This window comes from Bradyrhizobium sp. 87, from assembly GCF_023073015.1.
Taxonomy (GTDB): domain Bacteria; phylum Pseudomonadota; class Alphaproteobacteria; order Rhizobiales; family Xanthobacteraceae; genus Bradyrhizobium; species Bradyrhizobium canariense_D.
The window spans coordinates 309,518-327,764 of sequence record NZ_JADPIQ010000075.1; the positions used below are offsets into that span (position 1 = coordinate 309,518).

The 18,247-nt window shown below is 64.8% G+C and carries 13 protein-coding genes, 2 tRNA genes and 2 pseudogenes; 1 reads left to right on the plus strand and 16 read right to left on the minus strand.

Annotated elements, in window-relative coordinates:
• Window positions 1–35: 35 nt before the first annotated feature.
• From IVB50_RS18070 to IVB50_RS18110, 9 genes and pseudogenes are all read right to left on the minus strand, one after another.
• Window positions 36–833: a DUF2497 domain-containing protein gene (locus IVB50_RS18070; RefSeq protein ID WP_247296774.1), complete on the minus strand. Its 798-nt coding sequence runs from the start codon at window positions 831–833 to the stop codon at window positions 36–38.
• Window positions 834–1,139: 306 nt separating this feature from the next.
• Window positions 1,140–2,531 carry a TolC family outer membrane protein gene (locus IVB50_RS18075; RefSeq protein ID WP_247296776.1) on the minus strand — a complete coding sequence of 464 codons (1,392 nt, stop codon included), beginning with the start codon at window positions 2,529–2,531 and terminating at the stop codon, window positions 1,140–1,142.
• A gap of 203 nt (window positions 2,532–2,734) precedes the next feature.
• Window positions 2,735–3,397, minus strand: a complete 663-nt coding sequence (locus IVB50_RS18080; protein ID WP_247296778.1) for a protein-L-isoaspartate O-methyltransferase — start codon at window positions 3,395–3,397, stop codon at window positions 2,735–2,737.
• 136 nt (window positions 3,398–3,533) lie between these two features.
• On the minus strand, window positions 3,534–3,713 hold the full coding sequence (locus IVB50_RS18085; protein ID WP_026233446.1) for a hypothetical protein: 180 nt from the start codon (window positions 3,711–3,713) through the stop codon (window positions 3,534–3,536).
• A 176-nt stretch (window positions 3,714–3,889) separates the two neighbouring features.
• Window positions 3,890–3,964, minus strand: a tRNA-Asn gene (locus IVB50_RS18090).
• Window positions 3,965–4,098: 134 nt separating this feature from the next.
• Window positions 4,099–4,467 (minus strand): hypothetical protein, encoded by a 369-nt coding sequence (locus tag IVB50_RS18095; protein WP_085349822.1) that lies wholly within the window; start codon window positions 4,465–4,467, stop codon window positions 4,099–4,101.
• A gap of 887 nt (window positions 4,468–5,354) precedes the next feature.
• Window positions 5,355–6,890: pseudogene (locus IVB50_RS18100) on the minus strand (amino acid ABC transporter permease/ATP-binding protein); the annotation flags it as partial.
• Window positions 6,890–7,807 (minus strand): ABC transporter substrate-binding protein, encoded by a 918-nt coding sequence (locus tag IVB50_RS18105; RefSeq protein WP_247296780.1) that lies wholly within the window; start codon window positions 7,805–7,807, stop codon window positions 6,890–6,892. The gene IVB50_RS18105 and the pseudogene IVB50_RS18100, both read right to left, overlap by 1 nt.
• Before the next feature lie 432 nt (window positions 7,808–8,239).
• A pseudogene (locus IVB50_RS18110) lies at window positions 8,240–8,502 on the minus strand (hypothetical protein).
• A 256-nt stretch (window positions 8,503–8,758) separates the two neighbouring features.
• Here IVB50_RS18110 and IVB50_RS18115 point away from each other — a divergent pair.
• Window positions 8,759–8,971 (plus strand): hypothetical protein, encoded by a 213-nt coding sequence (locus IVB50_RS18115; protein ID WP_085349828.1) that lies wholly within the window; start codon window positions 8,759–8,761, stop codon window positions 8,969–8,971.
• 87 nt (window positions 8,972–9,058) lie between these two features.
• Here the strand turns inward: IVB50_RS18115 and IVB50_RS18120 are convergent, their stop codons facing one another.
• The 7 genes from IVB50_RS18120 to IVB50_RS18150 form a co-directional block, all read right to left on the minus strand.
• Window positions 9,059–9,205 carry a hypothetical protein gene (locus tag IVB50_RS18120; RefSeq protein WP_247296782.1) on the minus strand — a complete coding sequence of 49 codons (147 nt, stop codon included), beginning with the start codon at window positions 9,203–9,205 and terminating at the stop codon, window positions 9,059–9,061.
• A gap of 188 nt (window positions 9,206–9,393) precedes the next feature.
• Window positions 9,394–9,467: transfer RNA gene (locus IVB50_RS18125), tRNA-Cys, on the minus strand.
• 58 nt (window positions 9,468–9,525) lie between these two features.
• The gene (locus IVB50_RS18130; RefSeq protein ID WP_085349829.1) at window positions 9,526–10,278 is read right to left on the minus strand and encodes an ABC transporter ATP-binding protein; all 753 of its coding nucleotides are present in this window, start codon (window positions 10,276–10,278) and stop codon (window positions 9,526–9,528) included.
• 10 nt (window positions 10,279–10,288) lie between these two features.
• The gene (locus tag IVB50_RS18135; protein WP_085385242.1) at window positions 10,289–11,005 is read right to left on the minus strand and encodes an ABC transporter permease; all 717 of its coding nucleotides are present in this window, start codon (window positions 11,003–11,005) and stop codon (window positions 10,289–10,291) included.
• 197 nt (window positions 11,006–11,202) lie between these two features.
• The gene (locus IVB50_RS18140; RefSeq protein ID WP_018457801.1) at window positions 11,203–11,937 is read right to left on the minus strand and encodes a tRNA-uridine aminocarboxypropyltransferase; all 735 of its coding nucleotides are present in this window, start codon (window positions 11,935–11,937) and stop codon (window positions 11,203–11,205) included.
• 41 nt (window positions 11,938–11,978) lie between these two features.
• On the minus strand, window positions 11,979–15,083 hold the full coding sequence (locus IVB50_RS18145) for an efflux RND transporter permease subunit (RefSeq protein ID WP_085349830.1): 3,105 nt from the start codon (window positions 15,081–15,083) through the stop codon (window positions 11,979–11,981).
• Complete coding sequence (locus IVB50_RS18150) at window positions 15,083–18,232, minus strand: efflux RND transporter permease subunit (protein ID WP_247296784.1); 3,150 nt, start codon at window positions 18,230–18,232, stop codon at window positions 15,083–15,085. Before IVB50_RS18150 ends, IVB50_RS18145 begins: the two co-directional genes overlap by 1 nt.
• Between the last annotated feature and the right edge of the window lie 15 nt (window positions 18,233–18,247).

An 18,247-nucleotide genomic window follows, 5' to 3' on the forward strand; every position in this document is an offset into this window, starting at 1 on the left:
CACAAGCAGGGCTTTATGAGGGCTCTGCGGCCGATCTACCTGCCGCCGCGCGATACCCGCTCGATTTCGGCCTTCACGATGCGTTCGACCAGGCCCGGCAAATTGTCGTCCAGCCAGGATTTCAGCATCGGACGCAGCATCTCCTTGACCAGATCCTCCAGCGTTCGCGCATTGCTGCTGAGCACCGTGTGGGCCAGGGAATTGAAGGCGGATTCGACCGCGGAGACCGTCGATTGCGCCAGCATCGGCTGTTGGGGCGGCAGCGGCGGCGCATCGAAGTCCACGGGCGCATAGGATGCCGGCGTCGGACGCGGCGGCGGCGATTCGGCGAATTCGAGATCGTCGCGCGGCTCGACCTTGCGGAAGCTCGGCGGCGGCGGAGGCGGCGTCGGCTCCATCGCCAGCGCCATATCGTCGGTCAATTCCAGCACGTCGGGCTCAGGTTCGGGCTCCGGCTCGGGAGCACGGATTTCCGGCGCGGGCGTGGCTGCGTCGAGCCCCGCCAGCAGCGCGTCGATATCGTCCTGATTGTTGGATGCATCCACCTCGGGTGCGGCGGCCGGCGGCGCTGCCGGCTTTGCGGCCGGAGCCGGTGCCGGCTTTGCGGCCGGAGCCGGTGCCGGCTTTTCGGCGGCCGGTTTGGGCGGCGCGACCTTGGATGGCGGAATATCGTTGATCACCTGCGGCTTCGGTGACGCGGCGGGGGCGGCAGCTTTCTCGGGCTTAGCGGCATCCGCCGGCGGCGGCTTGGCCTCATCGTCGGCAATGATGCGCCGGATCGAGGCCAGAATCTCCTCCATCGAGGGTTCTGTGACCTTTGCAGGCTGCGTCATCTCCGACTCCACATCATCAACGCCCTCGCATGCGTTGTTTTACACCAAGCACAACAGGATTGGCCGGTTCCGGATGGGTGGCCCGACATTTTTCGTCGTGGCAGCCCGACTTGTCCCCAGATGACGGCTCAACGTGCAACGGTGCGCCCCTGCCCTCGGCACTCATGCTTTACGCACACGGCATCGGATGCAGAGCGAATCGACCCGCATCTTCTTGGCAAGGCTATGTCAGGGATTTTGATGATTGCAAGTAAACCACCGGTCGGCCTCGGCTATTTGCGAGGCCGACCGGATGATTACGGGACTCTAGCGTCCGTCTGGCGTGCGTACGCCGGCCCAGCTGTCGCGAACCTGCTGATAGTGAACGCTGGGATCGTAGACCGTGGTGTTGAGGCCGAGGACCTGCGGCGCGAGACGGCCGACCGCGTTGAGCACCGAATAGGACGCCACCACGCGGTCGTGCTGGGCAGTGACGAGCGCCACGCGCGCGTTGACCAGCGCCTGCTGCGCGTTGAGCACGTCCAGCGTGGTGCGCTGGCCGGCCTTGGCTTCCTCGCGCACGCCGTTCAGCGCGATCTCGGAGGCCGTAACCTGCGCCTGCGCGGACTGCACCTGCGCCTTGCCGGCTTCCAACTGGCCCCAGGCCTGCACGACGTTGGCACGGGTCTGATCGCGTGTGGTTTCAAGATTCAGGCGCTGCTGCGCCAAGTTCTCTTTCGATTGGCGGATCAGCGCATATTCAGCGCCGCCCTGATAGATCGGCACCGAGGCGGTCGCGATGGCGGAAGCGGTCGTCGTTCGGAAGACGGTCAGGGTCTGCTGGTACGACTGGGTGATGCCAGCCTGAACCGTGAGGGTCGGCAGCAGCGCGCCTTCGTTGATCTTGACCTGGAGATAATTGACGTCGATGCCGAACATCGATGCCGTGACGTTGGGGTTCTCCACTAGGCTGAGACCGACGGCGGAGGCGAGCGTCCCGGGCAGGAAACGATCGACCGGCGAGCCCGGCGCAAGGTTCGTCGGCTCGTTGCCGATGATCCGGCGGAAATTGGCACGCGTCGTCGTGAGATTCGATTCGGCCGTCAGGGCCTGGGTCCTGCCCGCCGCGAGCTGCGCTTCGGATTGCGCCACGTCCGTGCGCGTCACCTCGCCGACATTGAAGCGATCGCGCGTTTGCTTGAGCGTCTGTTCGAGGACGCGCACATTGCTGCGCTGAACTTCGAGTGTGGCGGAGTCACGAAGATAATCCATGTAGCTGGTGGCAGCCTGCAGCAGGACCGTCTGCTCGAGCACACGCAACGCCTCGCGGGATCCCGAGACCTGGCTTTCCGCCACGCGCGTCCTGTTGGCGGTCTGATTGCCGTTATAGAGCGTCTGGTTGATGGTCAGGCTGGCGCTATTGGGCTGAAGGGGCGGGTCGCTATGGATCGGCACAGCCTTCTGCGTCTGCTGAATATCCTGATATTGATAGCCGGTGCTGAGGTTGATCCCGACCTTGGGGCGATAGCCCGACAGCGCTTGCGGCACGTTCTCGTCAGTCGAGCGCACCTGGGCGCGCTGCGCGTTGAGCTGCGGATTGTTCTGATAAGCGCGCACCAGCGCAGCCTCGATCGTATCCGCCAAGGCAGGCGTCGGCGCGGCAAGCGCCAGCAGCAGGACCGAAACCGCTGCTCCGGTGAAGAGCTTCACCCCATGCATCCAAAAATTCCGTTCATTCTAACGCCCGGCTCGTGCCCGCGAGCTGGGTTACCGTCTACGAGTGGAGTCGTTGCCCCGCCGCAACATAGGACGCGGTCAAGCGCGACGGAACTACCTGAGGGGTGTTCTCGGTGGAAACTCTTCACGTGCAGCATCCCGGCCACACTTCTGATTCAGAACGGGATTTTAACGGGCCAAAGCCGTCAGAAGACGAAGGCGGCGGCCCGTTCCAGCCCCGGAAGGACCGGGGCTGCGGCATCGAACAGCGCCCGATGGCCGAATTCGCCGTGGGTATGGGTCACGATCATGGCTCGCGGCGGCCTGGATTCGGCCGAGACCCCCACCAGGCGCCCCCCCTCCTTGAGCTGCCCGAGCAGCCCTGCCGGGGTCACCTCGGTGGCGCCGTTGAGGACGATCGCATCATAGGGACCTGCGGCGGCATCACCCTCGGTGCAGGCCGCGGCCTTGCAGGCCACGTTGGCCAACCCGAGGGCGGCGAAGGCGTCGTTGGCCTTTGCCGCCAGGCCCAAATCGCATTCCGTCGCGATGACTTTGCGCGCGAGCTTGGCGGTCAGCGCAGCGAGATAGCCCGTGGCGCAGCCGACGACCAGCACGTCGTCATCCTCGCCGATCTCGGCGGCCTGGAGCAGCTTGCCGGTCAGCTGCGGCTTGATCAGGAACCGCTTGGCGCCTCCCTCGCTGACGTCGAGATCGAGGTCGAGATACGCCAATGCCTGCCGGCTGGCGGGCACGAAAGCCTCGCGCGGAACCGTGAGCATGGCGTCGAGAACACGACGGTCGGTGACGTCACTGGTGCGCACCTGGCCATCGACCATTTTTAGGCGCGCCGTCGAGAAAACGGACATTTGCGGACCCTGCAAGGCGGACGATGCCGCGGACGAAAGTTGGCGGCATCTTTGGAACAGGCCCTGCGAAAACGCAACATGGCTTTGGCCCGCAAACCGGGCCCTTCCGCAACTCGCAACGTCGAGGGTGAGCCGCCTATTCGATCGTGACCGCGAGGCGGCCGATCAATGCGGCGACTTCGTCCAGCCGTGCCGAATCGTGGGTCTCGACCGCCCGCGCCAGACAGGCGAGGCATTCGTCGTCGCTGAGTTCGGGGATGTCCGCCGGCAGAATGGAGGGGGCCAGCGGGAAACGGTCGACCTGGATGTCTCGCATGGGAATCAGCTCCGTAAAGGACCGGCCTCTGGAAGCTCGATTTCAATTGAGTCGTTTTGGCGTCACCAGGGAGGATGCCGGCTCGCGACGGTACACATCTAATTGAGGATCTGCCGCAACGAGATCGCACGCCAGATCAGAGTCTGGGCCCAAGTTACTGAAAATGAAGCGGAATTTGGCTCCCCGGGCTGGATTCGAACCAGCGACCATCCGATTAACAGTCGGATGCTCTACCGCTGAGCTACCGAGGAAAAGGGCGAACCTGTCGTTCGCGCGCGGCTGCGTATAACAAAGCCGCTTGCGCTTGCAAAGGACGAATTCGCTATCTGGCACATTGCGGCGAGGAAGGGCACGCGGCCCCTCCTCCGCCCGGCCTCAGGTCAAGTTACTCGGCGACGAACGAAGTGGTCTTGGTGCCGGAATCGTAGCGCAGCCGGAGTGCCGTGAACTTGCAGAGGTTGACGTTCTTCCAGAGCACGGTCTCGTCATAGTTCTGCCAGTCGACGCGGACGTTCCAGACGCATCCTTCGTCGTCATCGTCGAACTCGACATAGGTGCTCGCCTGGTTCTGCAAAACCTTGTCCAACTCGTTGTCCCATTCGTCCATGCCATCGTCCGGGGCGTTGAAGCCCAGGAATTTGATGGCATAGCCGGTCTCGTTGACGACAGTGACGTTGCGGGCGTCAGCCGCGTACGACGGCGCGGCGGCAATCGATAGACCGACCGCGATCAGTGCAGACAGAAAATACTTCATATGAAATTCCCCCGATCGAAACGGGCTTTCGGTGCCTGACGTCGATCGGCGCAGGCGCCGCGGCAAGGGCTGCCATCGCTCTGCAAGAGCAACGCTGCATCGTTGGCGCGGCCTCTTACCGCTTCTCTTAGCCTCGCAGCCAGTGCAGGCGTGATCGGCACGCTGTAGCGCTCAAGTTTTTTCTGGCTGCGGTTTCTGCCGCCGCCCTTGGCCGACTTCGGCATCATCAGCTTCGGCCGCACTGGATGATCGTGAAAGTCTTCGACGCGCAAACGCACAGCCTGTGACGGCCGGGCGCCAGTAATCGCCAGCGTATCGACGAGGAGCCCGAGCTTGTTGTCGTGGTCGTAGGCGGCGCCTACGAATTCGCGCACCTTGTCGTCGGGCAAGATGACGTTGCGTGCTTCGATGGCATCCGGTAACCCGGCCAGCCCGACTTCCCATGCCTGCCGGTTCTGGATGCGATCATCATGCTGTCTCGCCAGCTCCAGCGCGGCGCCGACACAGCGGCAAAGCCGGTTGATTGTTGCGGCCGACATCTTGGTAAGGAGGCTGTCGCGCCACTTCTTCAACTCAGCGGCGGTGAGCAGCGCCACCGGTTTCGCGAGCAGCACCTTGGTGAGATGCACGCGCGGCCATTCGGCATTGTAGGGATTGGCCCCGCGAGCTTCGAGGTCGGTCTTGTAAGCAGTAAGCGCACCATCGACTGCGATGGGTGCGGTGTCAGCGTCGCCACGCGCCAGCTTCTTCGCGGCGTCCTGCGCCTCGTAGAACGTGAGCACACTCTTGCCGTCGCTCTCCTCGTAGTCCTCGGCGAGCGCAAAGCCCTTGGTCCAGTAGGCGCCGTGACCATCGCTGGCCTTGAGCACCCAAGTGCCGTTGGTCTTGGAGAGCACCTCGTGAGCCGGCCCCTCCTCGATGATCGTGCCGCCGCTCAGGAACGCGACGCGGTCGGCGACCTCGTCTGCGAAGCGGATCTGGTGCGTCGAGATGATCATGGTGAGGCCGTCATCGACGGCGAGACGCCGGATCACTTCCAGCACCTCGCTCACGAGCTCGGGATCCAGCGCCGAGGTCGGCTCGTCCAAGAGTAGCACGCTGGGGTTCGGTGCGAGCGCTCGGGCGATCGCGACGCGCTGCTGCTGACCGCCGGAGAGATGCCGCGGCAGCGCGTCGGCTCGGTGCGACAGCCCGACCCGGTCGAGCAGCTCGGCGGCGCGGCGATCGGCATCGATGCGGGTCATGCCGTGCACCCAGCGCAAGGGCCCGGCGATGTTCTCCTTGGCCGAGAGGTGGGCGAACAAATTGAATTGCTGGAACACCATGCCGACGCCCACGCTTGCCCGCTCATTGGCGATCGCGCGGGGCGGCAGCAGCTTGCCGTCGTCGCCAAAACCGAGGCGGCGGCCGCCGACACGCACCGTGCCTCCGTCCCAGCTTTCGAGATGATTGATGCAGCGGAGCAGCGTGCTCTTGCCGGAGCCGCTGGGCCCGAGCAGCGCGACGACCTCGCCGACGCGCACCGTAAGATCGAGGCCGCCAAGCACCTTTTGCGCGCCGTAGCTCTTGGTGAGGTCCTTGGTCTCGACCGCGATGTTGTTGCGTGAAATCGTCGCCGCGCGCCGGGTGCGTTCCTCGCGGGTCAAGGCCGGCGGCGGCGTGTCGGTGAGATCAGCCTGTCCAGGCACTTGGACGTCGACGGTCGCTGCGGCAAGTTCGAGCTTGGTGGCGAGATCGACGCGGCGCCAGGGTAGATAATCGGCGAGCTTGCGCTGGCGACCTTTGGTGCGATCGAGATCGAGCAACCATTCGACGAAAAGCTGGATGATGCTGATGGCAAAGGTCAGCACCAGGTACAGCAGGCCCGAGGCGAAGAAGATCGAGAAGAAGTCAAAGGTCGAGGACGCAAGCTGGGTCGAGCGCAGGGTCAGCTCCTGGACCGCGACCACGGAGGCGAGCGACGAATTCTTCAGCGCACTCACGGCCTCGTTCCCGAAGGCCGGGATCATGGTCCGGATCGCCTGCGGCGCGATCACCCGCCACATCAGGATCCGCGGCGTCATGCCGAGCGCCTGGCCGGCCGTCACCTGCCCGCGATCGACGCCGAGCACGCCGGCGCGCAGCATCTCGGCGATGAACGGCGCCTCGTTGCAGGCCAGCGCAAGGCCGGCGGCCAGCACTGCCGGCAGCTTGATGCCGATATGCGGCAACGCGTCGTAGGCGAACACCATCTGCAGGATCAGCGGCGTGCCGCGGAAGATCACGGTGTAGGCCCTGGCGATCGCCGCCAGCAGCCAGAAGCGGGAGAGCTGCATGCCGGCGAGGATCAATCCGCCGCCGAGCCCGAGGGCAGTCACCTCGAGGGTGAGCTCGATGCCCTCGAGCAGATACGGCATGCTCAGGTAATGGAGGAACAGCGACATCAATCGGCCGTCAGAACGTCAGGCTCCTTGAAGTTGTTCACATCGAGCCCATGCTTCTTCAGAAGCTCCATATGCGTGCCGGCCTTCTGCACTTCGATCAGGGCTGCGAGCACGGCGTCGCGGAATTTCGGCTTGTCCTTCGGAACGCCGATTCCGACGGAATACGGGATCGTCACCGCGGTCGCCTTCTCCAGCTTGTCCGGATAGGCCTTCACCGCGCTGTCGACGGTGTTGACGTCGTTGACATAGGTGTCGGCACGACCGGCAAGAATCGCCTGGATGCAGTTGGCGTTGTTGTCGTAGAGCTGGATGGTCGGCTCGGCCTTGCCGGCCTTCTTGCACTCGGGCATCAGCGCCTGGATCAGCGGCACCTCGACATAGCCGGTGTTTTCGGCGGCAGCCGCGCCGCACATCGACATATTGATGCCGTTGATGCCCTTCGGATTCCCCTTGGCGACCAGCACGCCGTCGAACACTTTCGAATAGGTGATGAAGTCGGCGGCCTTGGCGCGCTCCTTGGTGGCGTAGATGTCGGAAATCACGATGTCGGCTTGTCCCGCGGCCAGCGTCGTCAGGAGCGCCGCGAACGTCACCGGCTTGTAGGTCAACTTGAAGCCGAGGCATTCGCCGATGGCTTCGCCGAGATCGATGTCGAAGCCGATATACTTGCTCGGATCCTTCGGATCGATGGTCTCATAGCCCGGCGTGTGCGGGTTGATGGCGTTGACGAGGGTCTTGCCCTTCCAGTCCGGATATTTGTCCTGGAGCGCGGCGCAGGCCGCAGGCGCCGCAGCCTGCGCGCTCAGGGGCGCGGCTGCCAGCGCGCCGAAAGTGACCGCGGCGCCGAGCGCGGCCTTGTGCCAAGACAGCGATGCACGTGCGTTCCCCCGCGCCTGGGGCAATACGGGTCTCTCCATCTCCAGCTCCTTCGAATTGTCATGGCAATGGCCATGTTCCAGATCGCGGAAGCGAGCCTAGGAGGAGAGCGGACCGGAAAGCTTGTCCGCGGGCGTACAAAAAATTGGATGGAGGGAGCCCGCCATTTGGGCAGGCAGCTGCTCAAAAACTGTTCGTGAATGCGGGACGCTGTAGCGCGCAATTCCGAATTCGGGGAAACCACATGATCTTGCGTGACGCCGCGATCTGCACGATCAGGGAATCATGCGGTGAGGTCATTTGACAGAGATATGACAATCAAAGGACGCATCTGCGGCCGACATCCGAAGCACTTCCCCCGCCGTCCCCAGCCTGTCCGCAGCATACCCACAGGTGTATCCACAGGACGACTATGCCGGATTCGCCTGCCCGCGCGAGCCACTTGCTGCGCACAAACCCACAGGGCCGGTATGTCAGCCGCCGGCCTGATCGAACACGATGCGGCAAGCCTCACTCAAGCTTGGCCTGTTACGGCGCAGGCAGGCCGTGATGGCGCGGACGTTGGGGATTTCGCCGGCGCAGAGCCGGTAGACGTCGGGGTACAGGCCCGGCGCTGCTCGGGTGTTCCCTGCTGCGCATGGGCGGCGGAGGCAAACAGCGTCAGGAACAGCCCGACCGTCGAGGCCCGGCGCGCCCGGCTTTTCACGCCCGCAAATCGCAAGAACCGCGCCTTCATGACCAGTCTCCCGTCTGCTTTGCCCGACCGGCCTGTATTGGCCGGTGTGCAAAGGGGTAGGAGAAATAAACAGCGAAAGATGGGACATCCTTCACACTGCGGGCACCCCGGCAGGAACCTAAGTTTCCCAACGCGATTTCATCAATCGCTAACCAATCGGGACCCGATTGGCGGATCGTTAAAATGCGATCGATCGGCTCAACCGGGAAACAAACCGGCTTTGCGATATTGCGCCATCCGCGGTCCGGAGGGTGTGATGAGCGAAGCCGAATTCAACTTGCTGCTGGATGCCGTCCAGGACGCCATGGTCCATGAAGATCTGGCGTTCGTGCCGGGGGAGGATTTCGTGCCGCGCTCGTGGACGTATTACGCGAAGCCCAACGCCTCCGCGAAGCCCAAGGCCGCCAATGACAATGAGGGCGCCTGGCCCCTGGTGCCTTTCCCGGACGGCTGGTACGCGGCCTGCTGAAGCCAATTTCACCGTGAGCCGACGCGCCCGCGCTCCGCGGGCGTTTTGCTATGGCAGCTACGCGGTGAAAATCCCGCGTGATCGCGATCAGGTCTTGACCCGCTCCCCGCCGTCCTGCTGCGCCTGGTCGGGTGCGGCCGGCGGAAAGATGCTGTCATAGATCGCACGGGCCTCGCGAATGAGGCGGGCCCGCTCCAGCTCGGATTTCGGGACAAATCGGACGATTTCGCTCACGTGCTCTCCAGCGCTCGATCGTTGGGATGCATCATTTCGCAGATGCGAAGACTATGCCAGCGGGCTGAATGGCGGGTTTCCCCCGGGCCCCGGGCGAACCCGGTGTGCGCCGCCAGCATGCATCGCTCGCGCGGGCCGATGGCAGCCGCGATACGATCGAATATTGCTGAAATATCAGGAGGTTGAGATGGAGGCCACGTCGGGACTCGAACCCGAGTAAACGGTTTTGCAGACCGGCGCGTAACCACTCCGCCACGTGGCCCCAACGAGGGCGGAGCAATATAGGGGATCACAGGTTTAGGCAACCCCGACCGGACCAGCTACGCCTTCGCGCCGCCGAGATATTGGCCGAGAATTTCATCGGTCGCGCCGGCGGCCACAATCCGCCCCTCCTCCAGCAGGATCGCGCGGTTGCAGGTGCTCTTGATCAACTCGATGTCGTGCGAGGCGAGCACCAGAATGCCGGCGCGTACAACGATCTCGTCGAGCCGCTGCCGCGCCTTCTTGCGGAACTGCTGGTCGCCGACGCCGATCCATTCGTCGAGCAGCACGATCTCGCCCTCGACGGCGGTTGCGACTGCAAAGATCAGGCGCAGCATCATGCCGCTGGAATAGGTGCGCAGCGGCAGGTCGAGCCGGTCGCCCAGTTCGGTGAATGCGGCGATCTCCCCCCGCTTGGCGTCGATCTCGGAGCGCCGTGCGCCGATCACGAGGCCACGCCGCATGATGTTCTCGTAGCCGGTCGCTTCCTCGTCGAATCCGGCCGAGAGATCGAACAGCGGCAGACAGCGGCCCAGCACGTCCACGCTGCCCGACGTCGGATGGTAGATGCCGGCGAGCACCCGCAGCAGCGTGGTCTTGCCGGCGCCATTGGCGCCGATGATGGCGACGCGATCGCCGGCACGGATGTCGAGGTTGACGTCATTCAACGCGGAGACGATGTGCGGGGTCGCCGTGGTCCGCCGCAGTGTCATCGCGTTGACGAACCGGCTGCGCAGCGAGCGGTCGCGGAACGACAGCACCGGAAACCTTACCGAGACGTTGCGAAGCGCGATATGAGCTGCGGGGGTCATATCTCGTGCCTCACAGCCAATACGCCACACGATGGCGGTATTTCGCGTAGCAGCCGAGGCCGATGACGGCCACGACGGTCGCATAGATGACCCCGAGGAGCCATTGCTCCGCATCGGTCGACTGCGACAGTAGCGGCCTGCGCACCAGATCGAGCAGCGTCGCGAACGGATTGGCGCGGATCAGCCAATAAAACGCGGTGCCGCGCGCGCTGTCTTCGGTCCAGATGATCGGCGTCAGGAAGAAGACGAATTGCAGGCCGCTGACGATCGCCGAGCCGATGTCACGAAACCGCGCGCAGAGCATACCGAGCGCGACCGAGCCACCCAGCAGCACAGTGAGCAGGATCGCGAAGCCCGGTACCGCGAGCAGCATGCTCCCATGCAGCGGCCACGGCATCAGGAGATAGAGCAGGACGACGATCACCAGATGATGCGCGAAGATGAGGACGTTGCGCGCCATCATCTGGAGCACGTGCACGATCAGCGGCGCCGGCACCGCCTTGATCAAATGGCCTGATGCCACGAAGATGTGGGAACCTTCCTGGAGCGTCGTCGCGATCAGCGTCCAGACGATCAGGCCGACGGCAAAGTGCGGCAGAAAGCTCGTGATGTCCTGTCTGAACAGTGCCGCATAGACCGTGCCGACGCTGGCAATGGTCGCCGCGAGCGTCAGTGTGATCCAGAGCGGGCCGATCACGGTACGCCGATAGCGCAGCGAAACGTCCATCAGGGCAAGCGTGCCCCAACGATCGAACCGCGCCGCCTGGGCAAGGATCTCCTTGGCTGCAAGCTGAATGCGACGGCCCCTTCGTTTCCGGCGTTCCGATCGTGCGAGAGCATAGCAGATAGCGGCCTATTGGCCGACGGTCTCTATCCGCCCGCCTCTCGCGGGACAATCGGCCGTACGGATGATCCGGACCGGAGTCAGGCTCGCTTGACCCGCCGGACACCGCGCCGGCGGTCCTTCACCGGCGGCTTTGGCGCCAATTCGGGCATCTCGGTCTGGACCTCGCGGTAGCGGGTTAACATCCGTTCAAAGCTGGCATTCAGCGTCTCGGCGATGTCCGGGCGCTTCTCCAGAGCGGAGAGGATCGTCGCCGCAGCCTCGATGGTTGACAGTCCGTCCTTCCGAGGCTCCTTGCGCAGGCGCCCGTACCGCGATGGGGTGGTCGGGTTCAGGATGACGCGCTGGCATTTCAGCATCCACGGGTTGCGCCACCACAGGGCCTTGGCTTGGCTCCAGGTGCCGTCGAGCAGCACCACACCTTCGAGCTTGCCGAGGCGCGCGCGCTGGTTGTCCGCGACCTCGCTCTTGCGGTTGAGAGCCAGGATTTCGCCCTCGGCCTCGAGATCGGTGGCGTGCGCCGAGCCGAGATAGAGCACCGCCCAGTGCGAGGCGTTCTCGATGGGTTGCCCCAGCGCTTTCGACAGGCTCGGCCAGGACAGGCCGACCCGCAGCGTGGCACCGGCGAAATGCTTCGCAAGCAGCCGCGCAGTGCCGAGCGCCCTGTCCTGCTCCTGCGGATGCTGAAGGATCAGGAGCGAGAGCCGGTTCTTGATGGGCGTGACGCTGTCGCAGATGCACAACGGCATCGGCTTCTGGCAGTGCGGGCATTCGGGGATCGGATCGGCCGGCGCGGCGGCGGTGGGGTTCGACATAGTCGCCGCTATACGCTCTGCACGGCGGTTCAACAACCCGCCTATTCCGCCGGCGCGGCCAGCGGGCGCGGTTCGGAGCGGCGGCGCAGGCGGTCGACCAGCAGGTAGATCACGGGCGTGGTGTAGAGCGTCAGGATCTGCGAGACGAACAGCCCGCCGATGATGGTGATGCCGAGCGGACGGCGGAGTTCCGTGCCGGGCCCGGTCGCGACCACCAGCGGAATGCCGGCGAACAGCGCCGCCATCGTCGTCATCAGGATCGGCCGGAAGCGCGCCTGGCAGGCCTCGAAGATCGCCTCCGCCGACGACAGGCCGCGCTGGCGCTCGGCATCGAGCGCGAAATCCACCATCATGATGCCATTCTTCTTGACGATGCCGATCAACAGGATGATGCCAACGAAGGCGATCACGGTCAGTGGCGTGTTGGTGAGCTGCAAGGCCAGCAGCGCGCCAAGTCCCGCCGAGGGTAGCGTCGAGATGATCGTGAGCGGATGGGCGAGGCTCTCGTAGAGCACGCCGAGCACGATATACATCGCCACCAGCGCGCCGAGGATCAGGAGCGGCTGGCGGCCGCTGGTCTTGGCGAAATCGCCAGCATTGCCATCAAAACTGCCGCGAATGCCTTCCGGCATGTGCAGCTCCTCGACCGCGCGCTGGATGTTCTGCGTTGCGGCCTGGATCTGCACGTCCGGCAACAGGTTGAACGACACCGTGGTCGATGGGAACGACTGCGAATGATAGACCGCGAGCGCGGCGAGCCCGCGCGTCGCATGCACCACGGCCGACAGCGGCACCTGCGCGTCGCCCGCGCCGGCGACATAGATGCGATCGAGGTTGGAGGGGTCGACCTGGAATTTCGGGTCGATCTCCAGCACGGTCATGTACTGGTTGCGCTGGGTGTAGATGATCCCGATCTGCCGCTGCGAGAACGCGTTGTTGAGCGCGTTGTCGATATCCTGGACGCGGACGCCGAGTGCGGAGGCCTTCTGGCGGTCGATCGACAAGGTCAATTGAAGCCCGCCGGGATCGCGGTCGCTGGAGATGTCGGTGATGCCTTCGACGCTCTCCATGCGCTTGGCCACGATCGGCGCCCACTTTTGCAACAGGCCGAGGTCGGTGCTGGTCAGCGTGTATTGGTAGTCGGAATCGCTCTGCCGTCCGCCGGCGCGCACGTCCTGGGCGGCGAACATGAACAGGCGGATGCCGGGCACCGGGTATAACGCCCGCCTGAGACGGTCGATCACCACCTGGGTCGAGACGTGGTCGCGCTCCTCCGGCGGCTTCAGGCTGATGAACATGGTGCCGCGATTGGAGGTCGCGCCGCCCGGTCCGCCGCCGCTGCCGACGGTGGAGCCGATGCCGGCCACTGCCGGATCCTGCATCACGATGTCGGCGAGCCGCTGCTGCAGGCTGAGCATGGACTGGAACGAGATGTCGGCCGAGGCGCGCGTCGCCCCGATGACGAAGCCGGAATCGTCGGTCGGGAAATAGCCCTTAGGGATCTTGATGTAGAGCGTAATTGTTAGGCCGATGGTGGCGAAGAACACCAGCAGCGTCAGCAGCGGATATTCCAGCACGGTGCGCAAGGTGCGGGTGTAGAACGCGACGATGCGCGACAGCGAGCCCTCGATGATCCGGTCGAACAGGGTCGCCGTGCCAGACGTGGTCTGGCGGATGTAATGGGCGCAGATCATCGGCGTCACCGTCAGCGACACCAGGGTCGAGACCAGGATGGCGAAGGTCAATGTCAGGGAGAACTCGCGCAGCAGCCGGCCGACGACGCCATCCATGAAGATCAGCGGCGTGAAGGCCGCGATCAGCGACAGGCTGATCGACACGACGGTGAAGCCGATCTGCCGGGCGCCGTCCAATGCCGCCTGGAGCGGGCGCATGCCGTGCTCGAGATTGCGGTACATGTTCTCGATCATGACGATGGCGTCGTCGACCACGAAGCCAACGGAGATCGCCAGCGCCATGAGCGAAAGATTGTCGATCGAGAAGCCCGCGACCCACATGCCGGCGCAGGTTCCGGCCAGCGCCAGCGGCACCGAGATTCCGGCTGCGATCGTCGGCGTGAGCCGTCGCAGGAATACGAACACGACGACCATCACGAGAATGGCAGTCGCGAGCAAGGTCCACTGCATGTCGAGCACGCTGGCGCGGATCGTACTGGTGCGGTCGACCAAGGTGGAGATATCGACCCCGGCCGGGATCCACTGCTTCAGCGCGGGGATCAGCGCCTTCACCCGGTCGACGGTATCGATGACGTTGGCATCGCCCTGCTTGGTGATCTGGATCAGCACAGCCGGCTGCTTGTTGAACCAGGCGATGGAACGGGCGTTACGGACGGAGTCCTCGATGTCGGCAACATCGGAGAGCCGGACGAAATTGCCCTTCGCGCTCTTGATGACGATGTCGCGGAACTCTTTCGCCGTCCGCATCTGCTTGTTGAGCGACAGCGTCTCGCTCTGGCGCTCGCCGTTGAAGATGCCGACCGGACCGAGCGGGTTGGCGTTGATAATCGCAGTTCGCACGTCGTCGGTGGCGATGCCGGCATTGGACAGCGCGACAGGATTGAGCTGAATCCTGACCGCCGGCTGGTCGGCACCCGAGATCGTCACATTGCCCACCCCCGGCACCTGCGAGATGCGCTGCGCCAGCACGGTGTCGGCGACGTCGTAGACCGCGCTGGCGGACAGCGTCTTCGAGGTCAGCGCCAGCACGAAGACCGGCGCGCCTGCGGTGTTCGCCTTGCGGAAGCGCGGCAGCGTCGGCAAATCGCTCGGCAGGTCGACCAGCGACGCATTGATTGCCGCCTGCACGTCGCGGGCGGCTTTGTCGACGTTGCGGCCGATGTCGAACTGGAGCTGGATGCTGGTCGTGCCGAGTGACGAAGTCGAGGTGATCTGGTTGATGCCCGCGATCTCGCCGAGCCGCCGCTCCAGCGGCGAGGCAACCGTCGCGGCCATGACGGACGGGTCGGCGCCAGGACGGCTGGCCGAGACGAAGATGGCGGGAAAATCGATGTTCGGAACCGAGGCAACGGGGAGGAACTCGTAAGCCACGATACCCAGCAGGAACAACCCGATCGACAGCAGCGTGGTCGCGACCGGGCGGCGGATGAAGGGCTCCGAGATCGATGCCATCACTGCATCCCCTCGGTCGCGCCCGCGACGGGCGGACCGCCGGATTCGGCCGGCGGCAGCGCCTGCTCGAGGCGGCGGTTGATGCGGTCGAGGGCGAGATAGATCACCGGCGTGGTGTAGAGCGTGAGCAATTGGCTGAGCAGCAGGCCGCCGATAATGGAGATGCCGAGTGGGAAGCGCAGCTCGGCGCCGGTGCCGCTCTCGATCGCCAGCGGCAGCGCACCGAACAGGGCGGCCAGCGTCGTCATCATGATCGGACGGAAGCGCAGCAGACAAGCCTGTACGATCGCCTCGTTCGGCGACATCCCCTGCCCGCGCTCGGCCTCGAGCGCGAAGTCGATCATCATGATCGCGTTCTTCTTGACGATGCCCATCAACAGGATGATGCCGATCAGCCCGATCACCGAGAGATCCTGCCCGCACAGCATCAGCGCCAGGATCGCGCCGACGCCGGCGGACGGCAGCGTCGAGAGGATCGTGATCGGATGGATGTAGCTCTCGTAGAGCACGCCGAGCACGATATAGATCGTGATCACCGCGGCCAGCAGCAGCCAGGGCTGGCCGGCGAGTGCCTTGGCGAATTCGGCGGCGTCGCCGGCATAGACGCCGACGATGCTGTTGGGCATCTCGATCCGGGTCTCGATGGTCTTCACGGCCTCGACGGCATCGCCAAGCGCCGCGCCCGGCGCGAGGTTGAAGCTGAGCGAGATCGACGGGAATTGCGCCTGGTGCGAAATCGCGAGCGGCGCGGTGGTGCGCGTCAGCGTCGCCACGGCGGAGAGCGGCACCTGCGCGTTGGGCGCACCGGCGGTCGCGCTCGCCGCGCCCGGCAGATAAAGCTTCGACAGGATCGAGGGATCGCGCTGGTACATCGGCAGCGCTTCCAGCACCACGCGGTACTGGTTGGCCTGGCCGTAGATGGTCGAGATCTGGCGCTGCGCGAAGGCGTCGTTGAGCGTGTCGGTGATGCCCTGGAGGCTGACGCCGAGCTGGCCGGCGCGGGTGCGGTCGACCGTGAGCTGCGCCCGCAGACCGCCTTCCTGCGCTTCCGAGGAGACGTCGCGGAACAGCGGATCGCGCCGCATTTCGGCAACCAGCTTGCGCGCCCATTCCGACACCAAAGCGGCGTCGGTGCCGGTCAGCGTGTACTGGTATTGCGAACGGCTCGACTGGGTCGAGATCTGCACGTCCTGCACCGGCTGGAAATAGATGGTCATGCCGGGGATGGCGGCCACCCGCTCCTTCAGGCGGGTGATGACGACGCTGACATCGTCGCGCCGCTCGCCGCGAGGTTTCAGCGTCATGACAAGACGGCCGACATTGGTGGTCGGATTGACCGAGCCTGCACCGATCACCGAGACCACGCCGGTCACATCGGGGTCGGCCTTGATGGCGTCGGCCGCCTCGGCCTGCCGCTTCTGCATCTCCGCAAACGAGACGTCGGGACCGGCTTCGGTCACCGCCGTGATCGAGGCGGTGTCCTGCAGCGGCAGGAAGCCCTTTGGCGCGACGACATAGAGCGCCAGGGTCGCGATCAGCGTGGCGAAAGTCACGACCAGTGTCGCGCGCTGGCGCTCCAGCACCCAGAGCAGCGTGCGGTGATAGAACCCGACGGTGCGGTCGATGAAGCGGCTGACCGCGGCAAGACCCGGCACTGCCAGCTCTTCATGGGCATGCTTCAGCAGGCGCGAGCACATCATCGGCGTCAGCGTCAGCGACACCACGGCGGAGGTCACGACCGCGATCGTCAGGGTCAGCGCGAATTCGCGGAACATGCGGCCCACAAGGCCCGACATGAACAACAGCGGGATGAACACCGCAATCAGCGATACCGTCAGCGAAATCACGGTGAAGCCGATCTCGCTGGCGCCCTTCAGCGAAGCCTCCATCGCGCTGTCGCCGTTTTCCATGTGGCGGACGATGTTCTCGATCATCACGATGGCGTCGTCCACGACGAAACCGGTGCCGATGGTGAGCGCCATCAGCGACAGATTGTCGAGGCTGAAGCCGGCAAAATACATGATGCCGAAGCTCGTGATCAGCGACAGCGGCAGCGCCACGCCGGCGATCAGCGTGGCGCGTAGCGAACGCAGGAACAGCAGCACCACCAGCGTCACCAGCACGACGCTGAGGATCAGCGTGAACTGCACGTCGCGCACCGAGGCACGGATGGTGACGGTGCGGTCGGAGACGATGGTGAGGTTCACGCCGGCCGGAATAGCGCGCTGGACCTTTGGGATTTCCGCCCGGATCTGGCTGACGACGTCGATCACATTGGCGCCGGGCTGACGCTGGATGTCGATGATGACGGCGGGCGAGCCCTGGTACCAGCCGCCGGTGCGGTCGTTCTCGAGCCCATCGACGATCTGGGCGACGTCGGCGATCGTGACCGGCGAGCCGTTGCGGTAGGCGATGATGACAGGCTTGTAGGCGTCGGCGGCGGCGATCTGGTCGTTGGCGGCGATGATGTAGGATTGCTGCGCGCCGTCGAGCGAGCCTTTCGGCCCGGAGACGTTGGCACTGGCGATCGCGGTGCGCAGGTCTTCCATGGCGATGCCATAGGCGGCGAGCCGCGCGAGATCCGCCTGGATGCGGACAGCTGGCTTCAGTCCGCCGAGCACAGAGACGCGCCCGACGCCGGAAATCTGGCTCAGCCGCTGCGCCAGAAGCGTATCGGCGATGTCGCTCATCGCCCGCAACGAGATTGTGTCGGAGCGCAGCGCCAACGTCATCACCGGCGCATCGGCCGGGTTCACCTTGGCGTAGGTCGGCGGATAAGGCAGCGTCTTGGGCAGCACGCCGGCCGCCGCGTTGATCGCAGCCTGGACGTCCTGGGTGGCACCGTCGATGTCGCGGTTGAGATCGAACTGCAGCGAGATCTGGCTGACGCCGAACGAGCTCGTCGAATTCATCGCCGACAGCGACGGGATCTGGCCGAGCTGCCGCTCCAAGGGCGCGGTGATCAGCGAGGCGATCACGTCGGGGCTCGCGCCGGGCAATTGCGTCGTCACCTGCACGGTCGGGAAATCGACCTGCGGCAGCGCGGACACCGGCAGCGCGAAATAGCCGAGCAGCCCGCCAATCAGAAGCGCGATGCCGAGCAATGAGGTCGCGATCGGACGGCGGATGAAGGGTTCGGAGACGCCCATGGGATGCGCCTGCCG